The 20,080-nt window shown below is 69.7% G+C and carries 15 protein-coding genes; 11 read left to right on the forward strand and 4 right to left on the reverse strand.

Features of this window, described 5'->3' with window-relative positions; all coding sequences use genetic code 11:
* Nucleotides 1-145 precede the first annotated feature (145 nt).
* Both ACQUQ0_RS10645 and ACQUQ0_RS10650 read left to right on the forward strand, forming a co-directional pair.
* Nucleotides 146-4,114, forward strand: coding sequence for a choice-of-anchor D domain-containing protein (locus tag ACQUQ0_RS10645; protein WP_435184996.1), 3,969 nt, complete (start codon nucleotides 146-148; stop codon nucleotides 4,112-4,114).
* Between the two features lie 210 nt (nucleotides 4,115-4,324).
* Entirely contained in the window at nucleotides 4,325-5,350 is a 1,026-nt protein-coding gene (locus tag ACQUQ0_RS10650; protein ID WP_435184997.1) for a DUF5305 domain-containing protein, read from the forward strand.
* 28 nt (nucleotides 5,351-5,378) lie between these two features.
* On the opposite strand, the gene ACQUQ0_RS10655 is transcribed toward ACQUQ0_RS10650, so the two are convergent.
* Nucleotides 5,379-6,536, reverse strand: a complete 1,158-nt coding sequence (locus tag ACQUQ0_RS10655) for a signal peptidase I (protein WP_435184998.1) — start codon at nucleotides 6,534-6,536, stop codon at nucleotides 5,379-5,381.
* 304 nt (nucleotides 6,537-6,840) lie between these two features.
* On the opposite strand from ACQUQ0_RS10655, the gene ACQUQ0_RS10660 reads away from it, so the two are divergent.
* A complete protein-coding gene (locus tag ACQUQ0_RS10660) occupies nucleotides 6,841-7,743 on the forward strand; it encodes a hypothetical protein (protein WP_435184999.1) in 903 nt (300 codons plus the stop codon).
* Nucleotides 7,744-7,850: 107 nt separating this feature from the next.
* On the opposite strand, the gene ACQUQ0_RS10665 is transcribed toward ACQUQ0_RS10660, so the two are convergent.
* The 3 genes from ACQUQ0_RS10665 to ACQUQ0_RS10675 all read right to left on the reverse strand — a co-directional run bounded on the left by ACQUQ0_RS10665 (nucleotide 7,851) and on the right by ACQUQ0_RS10675 (nucleotide 10,084).
* A complete protein-coding gene (locus ACQUQ0_RS10665; protein WP_435185000.1) occupies nucleotides 7,851-8,924 on the reverse strand; it encodes a DUF7504 family protein in 1,074 nt (357 codons plus the stop codon).
* A gap of 13 nt (nucleotides 8,925-8,937) precedes the next feature.
* Nucleotides 8,938-9,504, reverse strand: a complete 567-nt coding sequence (locus ACQUQ0_RS10670; protein ID WP_435185001.1) for a DUF7344 domain-containing protein — start codon at nucleotides 9,502-9,504, stop codon at nucleotides 8,938-8,940.
* A gap of 124 nt (nucleotides 9,505-9,628) precedes the next feature.
* On the reverse strand, nucleotides 9,629-10,084 hold the full coding sequence (locus tag ACQUQ0_RS10675; protein WP_435185002.1) for an NUDIX domain-containing protein: 456 nt from the start codon (nucleotides 10,082-10,084) through the stop codon (nucleotides 9,629-9,631).
* Nucleotides 10,085-10,182: 98 nt separating this feature from the next.
* Between ACQUQ0_RS10675 and ACQUQ0_RS10680 the strand changes: the two genes are divergently transcribed.
* The 8 genes from ACQUQ0_RS10680 to ACQUQ0_RS10715 all read left to right on the forward strand — a co-directional run bounded on the left by ACQUQ0_RS10680 (nucleotide 10,183) and on the right by ACQUQ0_RS10715 (nucleotide 20,033).
* Complete coding sequence (locus ACQUQ0_RS10680) at nucleotides 10,183-10,356, forward strand: hypothetical protein (protein ID WP_435185003.1); 174 nt, start codon at nucleotides 10,183-10,185, stop codon at nucleotides 10,354-10,356.
* Nucleotides 10,357-10,512: 156 nt separating this feature from the next.
* Nucleotides 10,513-11,130 (forward strand): class I SAM-dependent methyltransferase, encoded by a 618-nt coding sequence (locus ACQUQ0_RS10685; protein WP_435185004.1) that lies wholly within the window; start codon nucleotides 10,513-10,515, stop codon nucleotides 11,128-11,130.
* A 235-nt stretch (nucleotides 11,131-11,365) separates the two neighbouring features.
* Nucleotides 11,366-13,015, forward strand: coding sequence for a thermosome subunit beta (thsB, locus tag ACQUQ0_RS10690; RefSeq protein WP_435185112.1), 1,650 nt, complete (start codon nucleotides 11,366-11,368; stop codon nucleotides 13,013-13,015).
* A 381-nt stretch (nucleotides 13,016-13,396) separates the two neighbouring features.
* Nucleotides 13,397-14,386 (forward strand): ornithine cyclodeaminase family protein, encoded by a 990-nt coding sequence (locus ACQUQ0_RS10695; protein WP_435185005.1) that lies wholly within the window; start codon nucleotides 13,397-13,399, stop codon nucleotides 14,384-14,386.
* Nucleotides 14,387-14,436: 50 nt separating this feature from the next.
* On the forward strand, nucleotides 14,437-14,940 hold the full coding sequence (locus ACQUQ0_RS10700; RefSeq protein ID WP_435185006.1) for a DUF7549 family protein: 504 nt from the start codon (nucleotides 14,437-14,439) through the stop codon (nucleotides 14,938-14,940).
* 177 nt (nucleotides 14,941-15,117) lie between these two features.
* Nucleotides 15,118-16,977 carry a type II/IV secretion system ATPase subunit gene (locus tag ACQUQ0_RS10705; RefSeq protein WP_435185007.1) on the forward strand — a complete coding sequence of 620 codons (1,860 nt, stop codon included), beginning with the start codon at nucleotides 15,118-15,120 and terminating at the stop codon, nucleotides 16,975-16,977.
* The gene (locus tag ACQUQ0_RS10710) at nucleotides 16,964-19,141 is read left to right on the forward strand and encodes a type II secretion system F family protein (RefSeq protein WP_435185008.1); all 2,178 of its coding nucleotides are present in this window, start codon (nucleotides 16,964-16,966) and stop codon (nucleotides 19,139-19,141) included. Before ACQUQ0_RS10705 ends, ACQUQ0_RS10710 begins: the two co-directional genes overlap by 14 nt.
* Before the next feature lie 67 nt (nucleotides 19,142-19,208).
* On the forward strand, nucleotides 19,209-20,033 hold the full coding sequence (locus ACQUQ0_RS10715) for a class I SAM-dependent methyltransferase (protein ID WP_435185009.1): 825 nt from the start codon (nucleotides 19,209-19,211) through the stop codon (nucleotides 20,031-20,033).
* The last annotated feature ends 47 nt before the right edge of the window (nucleotides 20,034-20,080 follow it).

Genomic DNA, 20,080 nt, shown 5'->3' on the forward strand with positions numbered 1-20,080 from the left:
GGGCGCGTTCCGATACGCGAAATAGACGAAACACTGCGGCAAATCCGTTCATACACCCGATGACGCACACCGATTCCATCGCTCTTCGAGACCCCGCAACCGTCCGTAGCGGGCGCTCCGGGACCCCCACTCGCCGGAGCATCGAATGAGTCGGTCGGCGTCGTCGATACTCGCCTCGCTGTCGCTCCACCAGGTCGCGGCGGTCGCCGGCGTGCTGCTCTTGTTGGTCGTGCCCACGGGCGCCATCGTCGTCAATCAGTTCGACGCCGTCGGCCCCGACGGGTCGGTCGTGCTCGCGCCCGCGACGGGCTCGAACGGCGAGTACGCGCGGATCGACGCGAGCAACGAGCTCACGCTGAACATCACCGAACACGGCGTCAACCCCGACGCCGTCACCGTGATCGACGGCGTCTTCACCGTGACGAACACCGGGAACTCCTCGGTCCGCGTCTGGATCACGCAGACGAACGTGGAGGCAGTGACGTTCTACTCCGCGGCGAGCGGCCAGCCCGTCGGCGCCGAGCGGAACGTCACCCTCGTCCCGGGCGAAGAGCTCCTGATGAGCGTGCGAATCGACACCCGGAGCCCCGGCGTCGCGCCCGAGAGCACGCTCGTGACGAAGCTCATCCTCAACGTCGAGACGATCGACCCGACGACGAGCGCCCAGATCGACGTGCCCGACTCGGTCGACGCCGACGAGGTCCCGCTCGGCACGAGCGCGGTCGTCGACGTCACGGTCCGGAACACCGGCGGCGAGCCGCTCGTGCTCCGCGACCTCGCGATCGTCGGCGACGACGCGGCCGCCTTCGAGAGCGAGCTGGGCGCGCTCCCGACGATCGCGCCGGGCGGCTCGGCGACGATCCCGATCCGGTTCGCGCCGGAGGCCGAAGGCGACGCGACCGCGACGCTCCGGCTCGGCACGAACGACCCGAACGCGGCGACGGCGACCGTGACGCTGCGCGGGGAGGGAACGATCCAGTCGCTGTCGGTGATCGGGACCCGCGACGTCGACTTCGGCGACGTCCGCGTCGGCGACCGCGAGCGGACCGCCGTGACGGTCGCGAACACCGGCTCCGCGCCCGTGACCATCCGAGGCGTCAGTGTCGAGGGGACCGACGCGGCCGCGTTCGCGGCCGACGACGGCGGCGCGCCGGTGACCCTCGCGCCGGGCGCGCGGCACGTCCTCGTGGCGGCGTTCGAGCCGACGGCCGGGGGGTCCCAAGCGGCGACGCTCGCGGTCGAGACCGACGCCGACGACAGCCCGCTCCGCGTCGACCTCGCCGGGCGGGGCCTCGCGCCCGACATCGCGGTCCCGACCGGGACGGTCGCCTTCGAGCCGATCGGCCGCGGGCTGAACGCGACCGCGACGTTCACCGTCGAGAACCGCGGGACCGCCCCGCTCACCATCACCGACGTCGCCGTCGTCGGCGGCGGCCGCGAGATGTTCGCCGTGACGTCCGACCTCGGGACGCCGCTCACGCTCGACGTCGGCGCCAGCGAGACGGTCACCGTCCGATTCGAGCCGACCGACGACGGCGCGTTCACGGCGGGCGTGCGCTTCGAGAGCAACGATCCGAACGAGCCGACCGCCCGGGTCGGCGTCTCGGGCACCGGGCTCCCGCCGCACATCGACGTGAGCACGGACCACCTCGACTTCGGGGACGTCACCGTCGGCGGCTCGAAGACGCTGAACATCACGCTCTCGAACCCCGGCGACCCGAAGATTCCGGTCCGCGTGACCGACGTGCGGTTCGTCTCCGGCTCCTCGGGATCCTTCGAGATCCTCGAGGGCGAGGCGCCCTTCGAGATCGCCCCCGGCGAGACCGAGCGGGTCACGGTCCGCTACACGCCGCAGTCGGTCGGGATCAAGACCGCCCAACTGCGGATCCTGAGCGACGCCGACCAGGAGCAGATCGACATCTGGATGTCCAACACCGGCTGGCGGATCCGCGTCCAGCAGCTCGCCGAGAACGACCCCGGCGTCGACAGCGACGAGGAGTCCTGGAGCCGGCCCGTAACGCTCCCGGACGCCGCCAGCGCCGAACTCGACGCCAACGACGTCCCGCCGGGCGTCGGCCTGACCGTCGACGTGTCGGTGCCGAGGACGCGCGAGAAGCAGGCGACGATCACGACCGTCAGCGTCGCGCCCCGGTCCAAATCCGGGGAGAAGGTCACCTTCGACATGCACTTCGTCCACCACGACACCGCGCCCGGCGTCGTCGGCGGCGTCCAGTACGAGCCGGAGGCGGGCCGCGCCGTCACCCAGCACTTCGGGCTGGAACACACTATCCCGAACGAGCGGCTGGACCTGACGGAGTTCACCTACTCGGTCAAGAAGAGCGCGCTCCCCGCCGACGTCGACCCCGAGGACCTCCGGATCTACCGCTACGCCGACGGTCGGTGGAACCGCCTGAACCCCGAGCTGATCGACGAGACGGCCACCGCGTACGTCTTCTTCGTCGACCCGCCGGGCTTCTCGCAGTTCGTGCTCACCGCGCCCGAGGGCGAGCCCCAGACCGAGCCCGGCGACGACGGGCCGGACGGCGACGGGGGCATCGACGGCGACGGCGACGACGACCCGGACGACGAGGGCGACGAGGACGACGACGGCCCCGAGACGGTCGTCCGGAAGGGCGACACCACGATCACCTTCCCCGGCGAGGAGAACGGAGACCTCGCGGACCTCATCAACGTCCAGGACCTCGGGGTGCCGGCGCCCGACGTCGGCGGCCGCGACGGGCCGGAGGCGGCCATCGCCCAGGGGAGGGAGATCGGCGAGAACGCCGAGCGGATCGACTTCGGCGACGACATCTCGCTGACGATCTCGGGCGAGGGGACTTCGGAAGCGCAGATCGACTTGAAGGGCGCAGACACGCTGACGCTCGTCCGCGATCCCATCCTGCTCGTCGGGAGCCACTCGCTCTTCGGCTCCAAGGAGTCGATCGACGACAACCTCCGGATGATCCACCGCGTCGAGATCACGGTCCCGCCGGAGTACGAGAACCGCTCTGCGATCCTCCAGCTCCGCGTCCCGCGTGAGCGCTTCGGCGAGACCGACCCCGCGAACGCGACGATCGCCCGCGGCAGCGGCGGCTGGCAGCTGCTGGAGACCGAGGTCGTCGAGGAGACGCCGGAGTACGTCGTCCTCAGCGCCTACACGCCGGGCTTCTCGGAGTTCGCCGTCTTCGCCGACAACAGCGTCAGCTACGAGTGGACCGTCGAGACCTACGACGAGCCGTTCACCGGCCGCCAGATCGAGCCCTCGTTCGACGCCGTCGGGATCTACGAGACGACGCTTACCGTCACCGACGCCTTCGGGCTGACCGACGCGGCCACGTACCGGATCCTCGTCAACGACGTCCCCGGGGTCGCGGTCCAGCGGCCGCCGGTGATCTGGCCGAACGAGACGGTCACGCTCGTCGCCGACGTCGTCGACGAGTACGGCAACGTCACCGTTACCTGGGAGTTCTCCGACGGGACGACCGCCACCGGCCGGGTAGTCGAGCGGCGCTTCCCCGCCGGCACCGAGACGATCACGGTCGTCGCCGCGGACGAATTCGGCGCCAGCGGGGAGACGATCGAGACGGTCACCGTGGGCCGGTCGCTCCCCTCGGTCGAACTCCAGCAGGTCCCCGTGAGCGGGCTCGGGTGGCTCCTGCTCGGACTCCTGTTGCTCCTGCTCGTGCTCGCCCGCGACGCCCTCTCGGGGTGGATCGTCGCGGCCGTGCGGCGGCACCCACCCGAGATCACGGCGTTCGAGTCGCCGTCGATCGACGTCGTCGCGGCCCGCGTGGTGATCGAGCGGCTGGCGGTGCGGGACCGCGGCGACGACCTCGACGAGATCTCCGTGGAGGTCCGCGACCCCTCGGGCCGCCGGATCGGGATGGAGTCGGGGACGATCGGCGGCGGGCGCACCTACGAGGGGACGAAGGTGTACGTCACCCTCGACGAGTCGGCCGCCCTCCCGCCGGATGCGACCTACACCGTCCGGGTCCGCGTCACCGACGAGGCGGGCGCCGAGTGCGTCGAGCGGGCGACGGTCCGGTCCGACCCGTTCCGGTACCCCCTCGGCCGGCCGAGCGCGGGCGGCGAGTCCGCCGCGGACGACGACTGATAGTGATTACTCTCACTGTTTACCGCCGAACGCCACCCCCGGTAACGGCGTTCGGCGGGAAGAGACGAGAGTAATTACTATGATACCGAACCCCTCGGGCGTTACCGCCGGGCGTCACTCCGTGACGGCCACTCGCGATCGGACAGACCTCACAGCGGGCCGATCCGACGCGAATAGCTATACGTCGGCGGGTGCTACCGAAGTGCAGGAATGTCGGCAGAACTGCGGGCGAAGCGGCTGATCGGTTACTACGGGCGGTATCTGTTCTTCGCGCTTCTCGTACTGGGGGTCCTCGCGGCCGCGGGGGCGGGCTACGTGTACGCGACCCCGCCGACGGAGCGGGTCACAGAGCAGACCGAGGTCCAGCAGGTCAGCGCCGACGTGCGGACCAGCGCCGTCGTGACCGGCAACACCACCTTCTACCGGAACGGCCAGCGGCTGGTCGACCAGCCCGCGTACCTGATGGCGGCCACGCCGAATCTGACCGTCGAGACGCGCGTGGCCGTCCCCTCGGGGACGGACGTTCGGGTCACCCAGCGGCTCGCGCTCGTCCAGACGGCGACACGAGGCGACCGGCCGTTCTGGACGTCGAGCCGCGTGATCACGGAGGGGGAAACGACCACCAGGGAGGGGAGCGCCGCGACGAGCGCGACGGTGAACATGTCCGCGATAGAAGACGAGGTGCGGCGGAACCGCGGGACTCTCGGCACCATCGGCGGCTTCGAGACGCGGCTCGAACTGAACGTCACCTACGACACGGGCGCGTACACCGGGAGCCTGACCGCCTCCAGTCCCGTGGTGGTCTCCGAGCGGGCCTACTGGATCGAATCGCCGCTGTCGGCGACGCGGACCCACTCCCGGCCGGTGACCCGGACCGTCGCGGGCGAGTCGAACATGGCGCTCGTGGGGCTGCTCGGGCTCTTGACGCTGTCGGCGTTCGCCTCCGCCGGCGGCGTCGCGTACGTGCGGCGGGAGGACATCGACGTCGAGGCGATCGAACTCCGGATGGACCGGGCGCGCTTCAAGGAGTGGATCACCACGAGCGAGATCCCGACCGACCCGGACCGAAAGTACGTCCGGACCACGAGCCTCGAAGGCCTCGTCGACATCGCGATCGACTCGAACAACCGCGTGCTCCACGACCCCGAGCCCGACGTCTACACCGTCGTCACCGACGACATCGTGTACTACTACGCCACCGACGAGAGCGCGATGACGTCGTGGTTCAACATGTAGCGGCCCCCCGACGCCGACGCCGCTGCCACTATTTGAAGAACCGATACAGCCGCTCGCGAAGCGGGAGGTCCCGCGAGCGGACCCGCCGGGTCCCGTACAGCGTCGACAGGCCGAGCGAGGCCACGCCGGCGCCGAGGAGCGCGTCGATGGCGACGATGGGGAGCCACGGGTGGATCCGGTAGAGCGCCTCGATCGTGCTCGTCGGCAGCACGGCCAGGTAGCGGTGCTCGACGAGCGTGCGCTGGTAGTAGCCCGTCGACGGCGGCGCGGTCACCGTGACGATGCTCTCGCGGACGCTGTTGGACGAGACGTACACGGTCGACGGCTGGGCGGCGATGCCCTCGGTCGCGGGTTCGAGGAACACCACGACGGGGAGCAGTCCGTTCGAGGGGACGAGGTACCGGACCGTCTCGGAGGTCCCCGAGGCGACGACGCGGATCCCCGGCGCGTCCTGGCTCGAGCTGACGATGTCGAACGACTGGGGGCCGGCCGGGACGGTCATACTCCCGGTCACGAGGATGAGCAGGCAGGCGGTGAGCGCGAGGACGTAGACGCGGCCCATCGCCCGTCCGTCGTCGATGCCCGATCGCGACGTCCGCCGCGTCCGCGTCGGGCCGGACTTCCGACCGAGGAGGTCCGTGAGGACGTACGTCACGATGCCGAAGCCGAAGAGGATGTACGCGAGGCCCTGACTGCCCAAGAGCGCGCGCGTCCCGAACAGGGTCGCGAGGCTCCGTTGGATGCCCGAGAGGCCGTCGTTGATGGTGACGACGACGACGCCGAGCTGCGGCACGACGACGATCCGACCGCCCACCTGGAGCGCCTTCGCGACGATCTGGGCGTCCTGGACCGGCGGCTCGGCGCTGTCCTGGTCGGTCACTGGGTTGGCGTCGCCCTTCGTGATGTAGCCCCCGTCGGTCTCGCCGACGACCCGGTGGGTGACCAGGTCGCCGCCGTTGAGGTTCACCGCGTCGAAGACGATCACGTCGCCGGTGCGGACCGGGCCCGCGACGGCCATCGGGATCGCGACGAAGCCGTCGTTCGGGCGGAGCATCGGCTCCATGCTCCCGGTCTCGACGTAGCTGAAGAGCACCGGCTGGCCGGTCGCCTGCCCGAGGACGAGCGAGCCGATCACGAGCAACAGGACGCCGACGAGGGCGTATTCGGCCGCGCGACGGGGCGTCATCGACCGCGCGACTCCGGCTCCGGCGGCCGTCGCTCGGTGTCGGGGGCGACAGAACGGCTGTGGGTGGTGATCGGCATACGAGGAGATTACTGGCCGGCGGGACGGTCGCGGTGTCCGCCGAGCGGACGAGCGGACGGCGCTCCGACAGTCCAGCTATGTTTACATAAATAACGCGAGAAGGACATAAGATGGTTTCGGGAGTCGGGGTCCGAGCGAGCCGACGCGCCGTGAGACGGTCCGGCGCGGGCGGGTAACGTAGATTTAATACGACATCTGACGAACGGTCGGTGGAAGTCGAACACCCGTGAGTGACGATTACAGAGACCAGTCCAGTTCGCCCAACGCCACGGGCGCGTTCGAAGACTGGATGGAGCAGTTGGCCGCGGAGACGGATCTGAGTACCGAGGAGGCGTTCGAGCAGTTGGTCTCGGCGTACTGGACGCTCAACGAGATCTTCGGATTGGTCGAGCGCGTCGGCAGCGAGTCGACGCTGTTTCGACGGGCGGAAAGCGGCGACCGAAACGCCGAGCCGACGCCGGAGAGATCGAGGCCGCGGGACGCCGAACGGACGATCCACCGCGGGACGAACGACCGCGGGACGGAGGAACCGTCCGGACCCGACGCCGACGCGCTTCGGGCGGAGCTGTCGCACCTCCAGGCGCGGCTGTCGGACGTCGAAGCCGCGCTGGCGGCGGCGCAGTCCGACTCCCGAGAGGAGGTGACGGCGCTGGCCGAGCAGTTCGACGCGGCGCGGACGGCGGACCGCTCCCGGCTCGACTCCCTCGACGCCCACGTCAACACCGAGTTCGGGAACTCCCGGACCGTGCTGCGCCGCCTGATCGAGAGCCAGCACGGCCACGACGACGCGCTCGCGGCCGTCCGTTCGGAGCTGGCCGCCCTCGGGGACCACGTCGAGGCCGAAGCGGCGCTGGGCGAACTGAAAGAGCGCGCGAACCGGCTCGGCGTCGAGCGGGCGGACTGCGAGGCGTGCGGTTCGACCGTCCGGCTGGCGCTGTTATCGACGCCGGCCTGCCCGCACTGCGCGGAGCCGTTCGACGGGATCGAGCCGCACGCGGGCTGGTGGTTCGGATCGGACGTGCTCACGGTCGCCAGCGGCGGTGAGGGCGCCGAGGCCGACGAACAGCGGCCGAGAGAGGACCCAAAGAGAAAGACGGTGCTGCCGGAGTTGCCGCCCGACGCGGAGTAGCGAGTGGCGCGGCAGATCGGGAGTGTGGGCCCCGAGACTGTCGAACCGAGATTATCGATGGCCGATTACTGATCACCGATAGCCGATTACTAATTACTGATTACCTATCACCGATCGAGCGAGACGCTCCCGTCGCGATCGAACCGAAGGACGGTGTCGAACAGCGACGTGAACGTCAGAATCAGCTGTGAGGGGTGGGCCTCGGGATCCAGGTGGAAGTGGGCCCGCGCGTCCGCGGCCTCGATCTGGTGTTGGAGGACGTGCAGGAACCGAAGCACGAGCCGCGGGTCGGAGACCGCCTGGAGCGCGTCGGTCAGCGAGTGGAAGCACACGAGCGTCCGAGCCGACGACGACTCCCACTCCGAGAGGTACTTCGTGATCGCGAATCCGAGCTTCATCAGATCGCCCTGATTGGGGACGGACTTGACGGGGATCGTCGCCTCGGACCCCGGCGCCGAAACCGTCGTCCGCGCCCGGTCGGAGCCGCCGAGGCTGACGATCGCCGTGCGCTCCGGCTGGCCCGCCAGGTCGCCGGCGACGGCCTCGGCGCGCTCGGCGGCCGACTGCCCGTAGGTGACGAGGAGGAGATTGACCGCGTCGCCTTCGGATGCGGCGGGCGAGAGGAACTGCGTACAGAGGTGCTGGTCCGCGGTGCAGGACTCCGGGCCGACCAGGAGCACGTTCGGAGAGTCACCGACGAGGTCCCGCACCGTCTCGCGCCCGAGACCGCGCGTCGGGGCAGAGAAATCCGCGTCGACGCGGTCGGATCCCTCGGCTCGCTTGGATCGGGTCGCTCCGGCTGACGCTCCGGCCGACTCCGATCCGTCGCGTCCCGCCGACCCTCCCAGTCGGGAGACGCGGTCGGCGAGGTCACCCAGCGACGGGCGTTCGTCGCCAGATCGGTCGGTGGGGACGGCAGTCGGGTCCGGATCCTCTGACGGATCGGAGCGGGCGTCCGCCGAGTCGGCTTCGAGGGCGTCCGCCTGTGCGGGATCGGGGTCGTCGTCCGGCGGTTCGCGGTCGTCGTGAGAGGCGTCGGTCGCGGCGTCCAGTTCCGGGTCCGCCCAGAGGTCCGGGTCCGGCTCCGCTTCCGAGGGCGGAGAGAGCGGGCGTTCTCGCTCCAGCAGTTCCACGAGGTCGGCCAGGGAGTGCCGCTCCGGCCCCCCGTCGTCGGAGTTCATCGGCGGCGCCCCCTCACGAGCGCTCCCGGAGTTCGGGCGGCGGGACCCCGTCGCCGAAGCGCATCCGGCGCGTCTGGTACGTCTGGACGAACGCGGAGATGGCAAAGGAGACGAGGACGACGCCGCCCCAGGCGAGGTCCGGAACGGTGGCGAAGGGCCACAGTTCGAGCCAGGCGACGAGGAGCAACACCGCGTTGACGATCGAGAGGCCCACGTAGTACAGGCTCCAGGGGATCGTGCCGCCGGAGACGACCTCCAGGTAGACGTCGAGGTCGGCGAAGGCCTGAGAGATCGAGACGACCCCGCGGTCGGCGTCGTAGTCGACGATACCCTCCTTCGCGAGGGTCTTGAGGTGCGACTGGTACATCGCGATGTAGACCCGCTTTCGCTCCTTCGAGGTGAGCTCGTCGACCGGCTTGTCGTTCTCCCAGGCGGCGACCTGCTCGGCGAGCTCGCTGAGCGGCACCGGCTCGTCGCGCTGCTTGAGGTAGTGAACCGCGTAGCGCCGACGTTTGTCGGACAGTACGCTGTAGGCGAGATCGCTCGAACGGAGTCTGTCTGGCGTGTGCTGTGTTTGCATCAGGCCCTCGGATGGATGGGGGCTGGAGATTATCGGCGTCGTCGGCAACTGTAACGAGTGTGGTATCGCTTCCCAGTTATATAGTTTCATCGGGGATCACTACCGATCTGTCAACTTTTCGTCGTCACGGCAGGTCGTACGCGGCGAAGTACTCCCAAACGTACTCGTGGAAATCGGGGTCGGGCCGTGAGACGAACCGGTAGTCGGAGTGTTGGTCGTCGAGGTCGATCTCGGCGTCGGGAGCTGCGGGCGACGCCCGGTAGACGATGTTGACGGTGTGGCGGCTGACGCCTTCTGGCGTCCGGTCGGCGTCCCAAAAGTGCGCGTGGACGCCGAGGCGCTCGCCGACGTCGATCTCGATGCCGAGTTCCTCCCGGCCGACGCGGCGGGCGGCCGCGGTCAGTTCCTCGCCCTTGTAGAGCCGGCTCCCCGGCCAGAACCAGACGCGGGGTTCGTGGTTCCGCTCGGCCAGGAGCACCCCATCGTCCGTTTCGAGAACGACCTCGACGCACACCTGCGGCATCGCTTCGAGGAACGCCCGGAAGTCGTCGTCGGGGACGAACTGGTCGTGGACATCCATACCGACCGAGTCGGGAGCCGACGACAAGGATCCGGCGATGGCCGGAGTCGCCACGAACACAAAGTTGATTAGTGTGGCAAGCATTCCCACGAGTGACAATGCCTGACACGAAAGCGGGCCGCGAGCGGAAGGGGCGGAACAAGCGCACCCAGCTCCAGCAGGAACTCTACGAGGAGGAGATCGACGCGCTCGACTCCGACGAGGACCTCCCGGAGTTCGAGCCCGAGCGCGACCGCCCGTTCGTGGCGGACGAACTGCCCGGCGAGGAGTAATCACTATCAGTCGACCGCGGTCCACTTCTTCGATCGTCGCGAGGCGCCAGTCGTGACACCGTCGCGAGCCGGAGCCGAGAGCCGACGGTGAGGCCCGACCAGGGCGGCGTACCGCCGGAGAGACAGTGACAAGGGCGGCGGTACCGTCGTGGGCGTATGACCACGTGGGACGAGCGGTTCCGCCGCGGCGAGTACCCCTCCGATCCCGACCCGTCGCCGGTGCTGTGCGAGTACGTCGGGGAAGCGGCCGACGGGCGGGCGCTCGACGTCGCCTGCGGGACCGGACGCAACGCCGTGTTTCTCGCCGATCGGGGGTACGAGGTCGACGCGCTCGATCAGTCCGCCGAGGGGCTCCGCATCGCCCGCGCGAACGCCGCAGAGCGTGGCGTCGACGACCGCCTCAATCCCATCCGTGCGGATGCGACGCAGTTCGCGTACCCAGAGGGTCGATACGACGTGGTGACGATCAGCTTCTACCGGACCCTCGATCGGCTGGGCGACATCAAGGCGGCGCTGCGGCCCGGCGGGCTGCTGTTCTATCAGCATCACCTCCGAGCGGACCCGCCGGCGGAGGTGGGCCCGAGCACGGACCGCTATCGGTTTTGCGCGAACGAACTCCTCCGGGCGTGTCTCGACCTCACCGTGCTGTACTACGAGGAGTCGAGCGAGGAGGTGGACGGAAGCCGCTCGGCGACCGTCGAGATCGTCGCCCGCAACAGCCACGGCGGGAGGCAGTCGTATCCCGAGACGGCGTGGAGCGAGCCGCGCCGCTGACGGTCGGTAGTATATAAAACCCGGAACGGGGACCGTAGTGAGTCGGCATAACGTGGTGTTTGTTACCACATATTGAGCGACGTATATGGCCGTTTCGCGCGGTTTTCGAGGCGATTATCGTTTTTCATCGGGCTCGGAATTCCCCGACGGCGACCGCTCCGGAGCAAAGAATTTATATAGAATCACAAACAATCAGTCGGTGTCTATGAGCCAGCGAATGCAACAGGGTCAGCCGATGATCATCATGGGCGAGGACGCCCAGCGCGTCAAGGACAAGGACGCCCAGGAATACAACATCCAGGCCGCTCGGGCCGTCGCGAACGCGGTACGCTCGACACTCGGCCCGAAGGGGATGGACAAGATGCTCGTCGACTCGATGGGCGACGTCACCATCACGAACGACGGCGTCACCATCCTCCAGGAGATGGACATCGACAACCCGACGGCCGAGATGATCGTCGAGGTCGCCGAGACCCAGGAGGACGAGGCCGGCGACGGCACCACCACCGCGGTCGCGATCGCGGGCGAGCTCCTCAAGAACGCCGAGGACCTCCTCGAACAGGACATCCACCCGACGGCGATCATCAAGGGCTTCCACCTCGCGAGCCAGGAGGCCCGCTCCCAGGTCAACGAGGTCGCCGAGGGCGTCGAGCCCGGCGACAGCGAGGTGCTCCAGAAGGTCGCCGAGACCTCGATGACCGGCAAGAGCTCCGAGCTCAACAAGGACCTGCTCGCCGAGCTCGTCGTCGACACGGTCGAGGCCGTCACGGTCGAGGCCGACGACGGCTCCTACGTCGTCGACCTGGCGAACGTCAACATCGAGACCCAGACCGGCCGCGCGACCAGCGAGTCCGAGCTCCTCAACGGCGCGGTCATCGACAAGGACCCGGTCCAGGACGACATGCCCACCGAGTTCGACGAGGCCGACGTCCTGCTCCTGGACGAGCCCATCGAGATCGAGGAGACCGACGTCGACACGCAGGTCAACGTCGAGTCCCCCGACCAGCTCCAGCAGTTCCTCGACCAGGAGGAAAAGCAGCTCCGCCAGAAGGTCGACAAGATCGTCGACTCCGGCGCCGACGTCGTCTTCTGCCAGAAGGGCATCGACGACCTCGCCCAGCACTACCTCGCGAAGGAGGGCATCCTCGCCGTGCGCCGGACCAAGAAGTCCGACATCGCGTTCCTGCGCGACGTCGTCGGCGCGAACGTCGTCTCCGACCTCGACAGCCTCTCCGGTGAGGACCTCGGACGCGCCTCGGTCCGCCGCGACGCCGACGACGAGCTGTTCTACGTCGAGGGCCTCGACGAGGAGACCCACGGCGTGACCCTGCTGCTCCGCGGCTCGACCGACCACGTCGTCGACGAGATCGAGCGCGGCGTCCAGGACGCCCTCGACGTCGTCTCGACGACCGTCTCCGACGGCCGCGTCGTCGCCGGCGGCGGCGCCATCGAGGTCGAGGTCGCGCGTCGCCTCCGCAGCTACGCCGGCTCCGTCGGCGGCCGCGAGCAGCTGGCCGTCGAGGCCTTCGCCGACGCGCTGGAGCTCGTCCCGCGCGTCCTCGCCGAGAACGCCGGCCTCGACTCCATCGACACGCTCGTCCGCCTCCGCGAGGCCCACCAGGAGGACGAGGACACCCGCGCCGGCCTGAACGTCTTCAGCGGCGACGTCGAGGACACCTTCGAGGCCGGCGTCGTCGAGCCCGCTCAGGCGAAGGAACAGGCGATCTCCTCCGCCACCGAGGCCGCGAACCTCGTGCTCAAGATCGACGACATCATCGCCGCCGACGAGCTGAGCACCAGCGGCGACGGCGACGACGAAGGCGGCGCCCCCGGCGGCGGTATGGGCGGTATGGGCGGCATGGGCGGTATGGGCGGCGCGATGTGAACGTCGGCGACGACGCTCCATAGGCCCGCAGGCCCCACGCCACCGCATCCGTCCGAACCGCTCCGAACCGCTCCGAACCGCTCCGAACCGCTCCGAACCGCTCCGAACCGTTCCGAATCACGTCCAGTCGACCCCCTCCGCTCTCGTCTCCCCGGTCCGTCGGATCGCTCGGCTGACCGCCCGACGGGCGCGGCCCCATCCTCCCCACGACGACGCGTCGCGATTTTCCGTCTCCGCATCGACCGCGTAGCCGCCAGTCGAGGGACTGTCGCGGAACGTCGGCGAGTGACAAATAGTTGTAGTTGTATTCTACTTTATTCGCTATATTGGAATTCAATTCGATGTAATAGTATTAAGTGGAATAAGCGGGAACGTCGAGGTATGAAGACGCTCCTGTTGAACCACGCGGACGTCCGCGAGAACGCGCCGATGGCGGAGCTCGTGCCGGCGATCGAGGCGGCGTTCGGGGCGTACGAGCGGGGCGACGCCCAGATGCCCCCGAAGTCCTACATCGACCTCCCGCAGTACAACGGCGACTTCCGGTCGATGCCGGCGTACCTGGACGCCGGATCGTGGGACGCCGCGGGCGTCAAGTGGGTGAACTCCCACCCCGACAACCCCGAGCGGTTCGACCTCCCGACCGTGCTGGGGACGATGATCTACACCGACCCCGAGACGGCCGTGCCCCTCGCGATCCTCGACGGCCGGACGCTGACGATGCTGCGGACCGGCGCGGCCGCGGCGGTCGCGACCGACCACCTCGCCGTCGCGGACGCTTCCTCGCTGGGCATCGTCGGCGCGGGCGCCCAGTCCTACACCCAACTGCGGGCGATTTCCGAGGTGCGGGACATCGAGACGGTCGTGATCTCGGACCTCGACGAGGAGCGCGTCGCGGCCTTCATCGACGAGTTCGAGGCCGACTACGACGTCCGCGCGGGGTCGGTCGCGGAGGCCGCCGCCTGCGACGTGCTCTCGACGGTCACGCCCGTCGAGTCGCCGATCGTCTCCCGCGAGTCGGTCGGCGAGCACACCCACATCAACGCGATGGGCGCCGACGCGGCCGGCAAGCACGAGCTCGACGACGAGATCCTCCTCGATTCGAAGCTCGTGATCGACGACTACGAGCAGACGACCCACTCCGGCGAGATCAACGTCCCCTGGAGCGAGGGCGTCCTCGGCGACGGCGACATCCACGCCGCGCTCGGCGAGATCGTCGTCGGAACGAAGGCGGGCCACGTCGACGCCGACGGGCTCACCGTCTTCGACTCGACCGGGCTGGCGATCCAGGACGTCGCCGCCGCCCACGTGGCCTACGAGCACGCGGAGGACAACGACAACGGCTACCCGTTCGACCTCCTCGGGCTGGCGTAGGCCGGCCGTCCGACGCATAGTTTTTACCGGGGAGCCGACACCGATGGAGTATGGTGTGGGTCCGCTCGGAGTACGCGGGGGAGCTGGCGGTCGTCTCGACGTGGCTCGCGGCGCTCATCCCCTGGAACGTGACGTATTCGAGCGACGTCTCCGGCGGCGCGGTGCTGTTCGTGCGCTTCCCGTTCTTCCAGGTCCGGTACGCCTTCGGCGTCCCGCTGGCGCGCCGCGTCGCGGTCTCGGATCCGCTCTCGGCGATCGCGTTCCAGTCGGGCCAGACGATCCAGGCGGCCTACCAGGCCTGGGCGTTCGGGGCAGCGGTCCTGGCGGTCGGCGTCCTCGTCGCGGTCGCGTACTACCTCGACGAGGAGCGCGTCGAGTCGGGGCCGGTCGATCCCGTCCGCTTCCTCGGGGGGATCCTCGGGCTCTCGGGGCTCGTCCTCGCGGGCGCGACGTACCTGCTCGTCACCCGCGGCTTCCCCGGGATTCCCCTGCCCGTCGGCGTCGTCTTCCTCCTGGTCCTCGGCGGCGTGTTGCTGACGGTCGAGCGGGCGTGATAGTGATTACTCTCGTCTCGTCCCGCCGAACGCCGTCACCGGGGATGGCGTTCGGCGGTAAACAGCGAGAGTAATCACTATGAGAGGGGGCCGCGGCGCCGCGACGGCGCCCGAACGCGGCCGACAGTATAAGTCGCTCCGAGCGAAACCGTAGGTAACGGCTCGGATCGCAGAACAATGGAGGGGAACGATCGGGACGGAGACGCCGGGATGGGGGAGGCCCGCCCGCCCGGGGACGGCATCGACTCGGCGAGCGGGCACGCGGAGCCGTCGGTCCCGTCCGCGTCGCCGGCGGCTTCGTCGTCGGACGCGACCGGGGACCGCTTCACCGACGACGGCGCCGACGGCGGGGCGCTCGACGGGCTCCGGCGGCGCATCGAGCGGCTCGTCGACGTCCTGCGGGGCTCGTCGCTGGACGTGCGCCCGTACCGCCCCGACGACGGCGTCTTCGCGTCGTTCGAGCCCCCGGCGGGCGAGGAGGTCGTCGACCGCTACTGGGTGAACGCGCCGTACGCCTACGTCGCGATCACCTACGACGACGCGAACAGCGAGCACTACTACTACGCGGTCGAGCCCGACCTCGACGACTTCGGGGCCGAACTGCTCTCGCGGGCCCGCGTCGACATCCGCGACCCGCTCCTCTACCGGGGCGGCGACGAGCCGACCGCGGAGTCGACGCTCCGCGCGGAGCTGCAGACGCTGCTCGAACAGTACGGCGTCGACGTCTCGATGCGGACGTTCCACGCCCTCCTGTACTACCTCAGCCGCGACTTCCGGGGGTTCGGGCGCATCGACCCGCTGATGCACGACCCCCACATCGAGGACGTCTCCTGCGACGGCTACGACCTGCCGATCTTCGTCTACCACGACGAGTACACGGACGTCGAGACGAACGTCGTCTTCGGCGCCGACGACCTCGACGACTTCGTGATCCGGCTCGCCCAGGAGTCGGGGCGCCACATCAGCGTCGGCGACCCCGTCGTCGGGACGACGCTGCCGGACGGCTCGCGGGTCGAACTCGCCTTGGGCGAGGAGGTGACCCCGCGCGGGTCGGCCTTCACGATCCGGAAGTACGCCGACGAGCCGTTCACCCCCGTGGATCTCATCGAGTTCGGGACGTTCTCTGTCGACCAGATGGCGTACCTCTGGCTCTGCATCGAGAGCAACAAGAGCCTGATCTTCGCCGGCGGCACGGCCTCGGGGAAGACCACCTCGATGAACGCCGTCTCGATGTTCGTCCCGCCGCGGGCGAAGGTGCTGACAATCGAGGACACCCGCGAGCTGTCGCTGTACCACGACAACTGGCTCGCGTCCGTGACCCGCGAGCGCCTCCACGAGGGGTCCGACATCGGGATGTACGACCTGCTGCGGTCGGCGCTGCGCCACCGCCCGGAGTTCATCATCGTCGGCGAGGTGCGTGGTGAGGAGGCGGTGACGCTGTTCCAGGCGATGAACACCGGCCACACCACGTTCTCGACGATGCACGCCGACAGCATCGAGACGGTGATCAATCGCCTGGAGAACGAGCCGATCAACGTCCCGCGGGCGATGGTCCAGTCGCTCGATCTCCTGTGCGTCCAGACGCTCACGCGGGTCGAGGGCGAGCGCGTGCGGCGGTCGAAGTCGATCGGCGAGATCGGCGAGATCGACCAGCGGACGGGCGAACTCGACTACGCGAAGGCGTTCAGCTGGGAGCCCGACACCGACAGCTTCCGGGAGTCGGACTCGAACCTCCTCTCGGAGATCCAAAGCGAGCGCGGCTGGAGCCGGACCGAGCGCAAGCGGGAGATGAACCGCCGCAAGCGGTTCCTGCGCCTGCTCGTCGACCTCGGCGTCACCGACTACCGGGAGTTCACCGCGCTCGTCAACGAGTACTACGCGAACCCCGAGCGCGTGATGGAGCGGCTGGAGGGCCTCCACGACGACAGCGAGGCCGGCGACGTCACCGCCAGCGTCGGGGCGGAAGTCGACGGCGACGGCGACGCCGGCACCGAACGGACCGACGTCGGGGAGATCGAGACCGATGGCGGTAATTGAATTGCTGTTGGGCTACGGGCCGCTCGTCGCGGTGACGCTGCTCGCGCTGCCGGTCGCGCTCGTGCCCGTGAGCCCCCGGGCGCGCCTGCTCGTCACCCGGCTCTCGCTGCCGATTTTCGGTCAGTACGTCGAGCGGAGCCCGCGTCGCCGCGAGCAGACCGCGCGGATGCGGGCCGCGTTCGTCGGCGAGAGCCACCGGGTGTTCGCCGCCCAGACGCTCTTCATCTCCGGGGTCGCGGGGGTCGCGGGGAGCGTCTACGGCGTCTACCTCGCCGCGGTCGTCCTCCGGTCGCTGGCGATCGAGCCCGAGGCGCTCCGGGCGGCGCTCCCGGAGCCGCTCGCCTTCCTCGGGGCGATCGCCAGCGTCCCGGACCTCTCGTTCCTCCAGCTGTTCGCGCTCTTTCTGGTCGCCAGCGCCACCGTCGGGACGGGCCTCGCGGCGCTGGCGTACTGGGGCCGGTGGGCGTACCTCGACCAGCGGGCGCGGGCCCGGGCGATCGAGATCGACACGTCGCTGCCGGGGACGGTCGCGTTCGTCTACGCGCTCTCGCGGTCGGGAATGCCGTTCCAGGCGGTGCTGCGGACGCTGGCGCGGAACCAGGAGGTCTACGGCGAGTCCGCGCGGGAGCTGGCGGTCACCGTCCGCGACATCGACGCCTTCGGGACGGACATCCTGACGGCGCTGCAGGACACCGCCGAGCGGACCCCGAGCGACGGCCTCGCGGAGTTCACAGGGAACCTCGCGAGCGTGCTCTCCTCGGGCCAGAGCGTCCCGGACTTCCTCCGGGACCAGTACGAGCGGTTCCAGGAGGAAGCAGAGGCCCAACAGCGGCAGTACCTCGAACTGCTCTCGACGTTCGCGGAGGTGTACGTCACGGTGCTCGTCGCCGGGCCGCTGTTCTTGCTCACCGTGCTCGTGGTGATCGGTCTCGTCATCCAGAACACGCTCACGCTGGTCCGGATCGTGAGCTACGTCGCGATCCCGCTCTTGACCTTCGGCTTCGTCGTGTACGTCGACAGCATGACCGAGAGCCTGACCGTTCCGACCCGCGGGAGCGAGGACGCGACGGCGCAGGCCATCGCCTCCGGCTCTCCGACGGAGCGGGGAGCGGGCCGCTGGGAGGCGGTCGGCGAGGGGGCGCGACGCGGCGACGGCGGGACCGACGCCGCGGCGCGGGCGAACTGGGAGCGGCTGGCCGTCTACGACCGGATCGGCGCCCTGCGGCGGACGCTCTCGAACCCCATCGGGACGGTGCTGGAGTCGCCGGTGTACTCGCTCTTCGTGACCGTGCCGGTCGGGCTCGTCGCGCTCGCGCTGTCGATCGACGGGGCGGTCCGGGAGGCGGTCGCCGCGTTCCAGTCGGGGGCGACAGATCCCGCGGACGCGGTCCTGACGCTCGCGGCGGCGATCGACGGGCCGGTCGTGCAGGTGACGATCCTCGCGCTCGCGGGGATCGCGCTGGCCCACGAGATCCAAAAGCGCCGCATCAGCGCGATCGAGGCCGACACGCCGGACTTCCTCGACCGGATGGCGAGCATCAACGAGGCGGGCGTCACCGTCGTCGGCTGCCTGAAGCGCCTGTCGGACGCCGACCTCGGACGGCTCGGCGACGAGGTCGCGCGCGTCTGGCGGGACATCCGGTGGGGGTCGAACGTCGACGCGGCGCTCGCCCGAATGGAGCGGCGGACGGGCGCGCCCTCGGTGTCGCGGGCGGTCACGCTCATCCGGAACGCGATGGCCGCGAGCGGCGACATCAGCCCGGTGCTCCACATCGCGGCCGACGAGGCCCAGGAAACGCGTCGGCTCCGCCGGGAGCGCCGCCAGGAGATGCTGACCTACCTCGTCGTGATCTACGTCTCCTTTTTCGTCTTCCTCGGGATCGTCGTCGCGCTGACGGTCTCGTTCATCCCCGCGATCGAGGCCGCGAGCCAGTCCGCGGGCGGGGCGGCGGGCGATATCGCTGGTGTCGACACCGGGATCTTCGGCGGCCTGCAGGACGTCGACACCGACGCCTACGAACTGCTGTTCTTCCACACGGCGGCGATCCAGGGGCTCTGCTCGGGGCTCGTCGCCGGCCAGCTCGGCGAGGGGAGCGTGATGGACGGCCTGAAGCACGCGAGCTTCCTGCTGACGGTCGCGTACGTCGTGTTCGCGGTCCTGTGACGCGCGAGATTCCCGCCTCGCCGCCGGCGACCGCTGCGGCTTTGTGTCGCCGCCGACTGGCCGAGGTATGGACGACGAGCGGTCGTCGAGCGACGGTGACTCCGGGGTCGAGCCGGGACCGGACGCCGAGTCGGTCAGGGAGACCTACGACCGCATCGCCGACCACTTCGCGTCGACGCGGGAGTACCCGTGGCCGGAGGTCGCGGCGTTCCTCGGGCGGGAACCGGGCGGGGGTGCCGACCTCGACGACGACGCGGCGACGCTCGCGGACGGCGCCGGGCCGGCGCTCCGCAGTCGCGGCGCGGAGTCGACCGGCGGAAGTGGCATCGACGCCGACGACCGGGCCGAGCGCGTCGGCCTCGATCTCGGCTGCGGCAACGGCCGCCACGCCGAACTCCTGGCGGACGTCACAGAGCGCGTCCTCGCGGTCGACGCCAGCGCCGGGCTCCTGCGGACCGCGCGAGAGCGGGCGGCCGATCGAGGGTTCGACGCCCGCCTCGTGCAGGGCGACGCGGCGTCGCTGCCGCTCCGTGGGGACCGCGTCGACGTCGGGGTCTACGTCGCGACGCTCCACCACCTCCGGCCGCGCGAGCGCCGGGTCGCGAGCCTCTCGGAGTTGGCGCGGGTGTTGCGGCCGGGCGGCCGCGCGCTCGTCAGCGTCTGGTCGACCGCCCACGACCGCTTCGACGCCGCGTCGGGGTTCGACACGACCGTCGACTGGACGCTGCCCGGCGGCGAGACCCTGCCCCGGTTCTACCACATCTACGACCCCGCGGAGTTCGACGCAGACCTGGCCGCGAGCGACCTCCGTACCGTCGACAGCGTCGTCTCCAGCGGGAACTGCTACGCCGTCGTGACGCCCGAGCGGGGCGGCGACGGATCTGGTGTGTGAAGCCCTGGCGGGCGGGCGATCGCGGCGCACGCGAACTCTGCGTTTAA

The organism is Halobellus sp. EA9, assembly GCF_051195055.1.
Lineage (GTDB): Archaea > Halobacteriota > Halobacteria > Halobacteriales > Haloferacaceae > Haloquadratum > Haloquadratum rubicundus.

What these genes read in the sequence shown, in the direction of transcription:
- ACQUQ0_RS10710 (WP_435185008.1), top strand. Translation starts at nt 16,964, where the DNA reads ATGGCGGTAATTGAATTGCTGTTGGGCTACGGGCCGCTCGTCGCGGTG.
- ACQUQ0_RS10655 (WP_435184998.1), bottom strand. Translation starts at nt 6,536, where the DNA reads ATGACGCCCCGTCGCGCGGCCGAATACGCCCTCGTCGGCGTCCTGTTG.
- thsB (WP_435185112.1), top strand. Translation starts at nt 11,366, where the DNA reads ATGATCATCATGGGCGAGGACGCCCAGCGCGTCAAGGACAAGGACGCC.
- ACQUQ0_RS10705 (WP_435185007.1), top strand. Translation starts at nt 15,118, where the DNA reads ATGGAGGGGAACGATCGGGACGGAGACGCCGGGATGGGGGAGGCCCGC.
- ACQUQ0_RS10675 (WP_435185002.1), bottom strand. Translation starts at nt 10,084, where the DNA reads ATGGATGTCCACGACCAGTTCGTCCCCGACGACGACTTCCGGGCGTTC.
- ACQUQ0_RS10685 (WP_435185004.1), top strand. Translation starts at nt 10,513, where the DNA reads ATGACCACGTGGGACGAGCGGTTCCGCCGCGGCGAGTACCCCTCCGAT.
- ACQUQ0_RS10680 (WP_435185003.1), top strand. Translation starts at nt 10,183, where the DNA reads ATGCCTGACACGAAAGCGGGCCGCGAGCGGAAGGGGCGGAACAAGCGC.
- ACQUQ0_RS10715 (WP_435185009.1), top strand. Translation starts at nt 19,209, where the DNA reads ATGGACGACGAGCGGTCGTCGAGCGACGGTGACTCCGGGGTCGAGCCG.
- ACQUQ0_RS10665 (WP_435185000.1), bottom strand. Translation starts at nt 8,924, where the DNA reads ATGAACTCCGACGACGGGGGGCCGGAGCGGCACTCCCTGGCCGACCTC.
- ACQUQ0_RS10700 (WP_435185006.1), top strand. Translation starts at nt 14,437, where the DNA reads ATGGTGTGGGTCCGCTCGGAGTACGCGGGGGAGCTGGCGGTCGTCTCG.
- ACQUQ0_RS10650 (WP_435184997.1), top strand. Translation starts at nt 4,325, where the DNA reads ATGTCGGCAGAACTGCGGGCGAAGCGGCTGATCGGTTACTACGGGCGG.
- ACQUQ0_RS10695 (WP_435185005.1), top strand. Translation starts at nt 13,397, where the DNA reads ATGAAGACGCTCCTGTTGAACCACGCGGACGTCCGCGAGAACGCGCCG.
- ACQUQ0_RS10670 (WP_435185001.1), bottom strand. Translation starts at nt 9,504, where the DNA reads ATGCAAACACAGCACACGCCAGACAGACTCCGTTCGAGCGATCTCGCC.
- ACQUQ0_RS10645 (WP_435184996.1), top strand. Translation starts at nt 146, where the DNA reads ATGAGTCGGTCGGCGTCGTCGATACTCGCCTCGCTGTCGCTCCACCAG.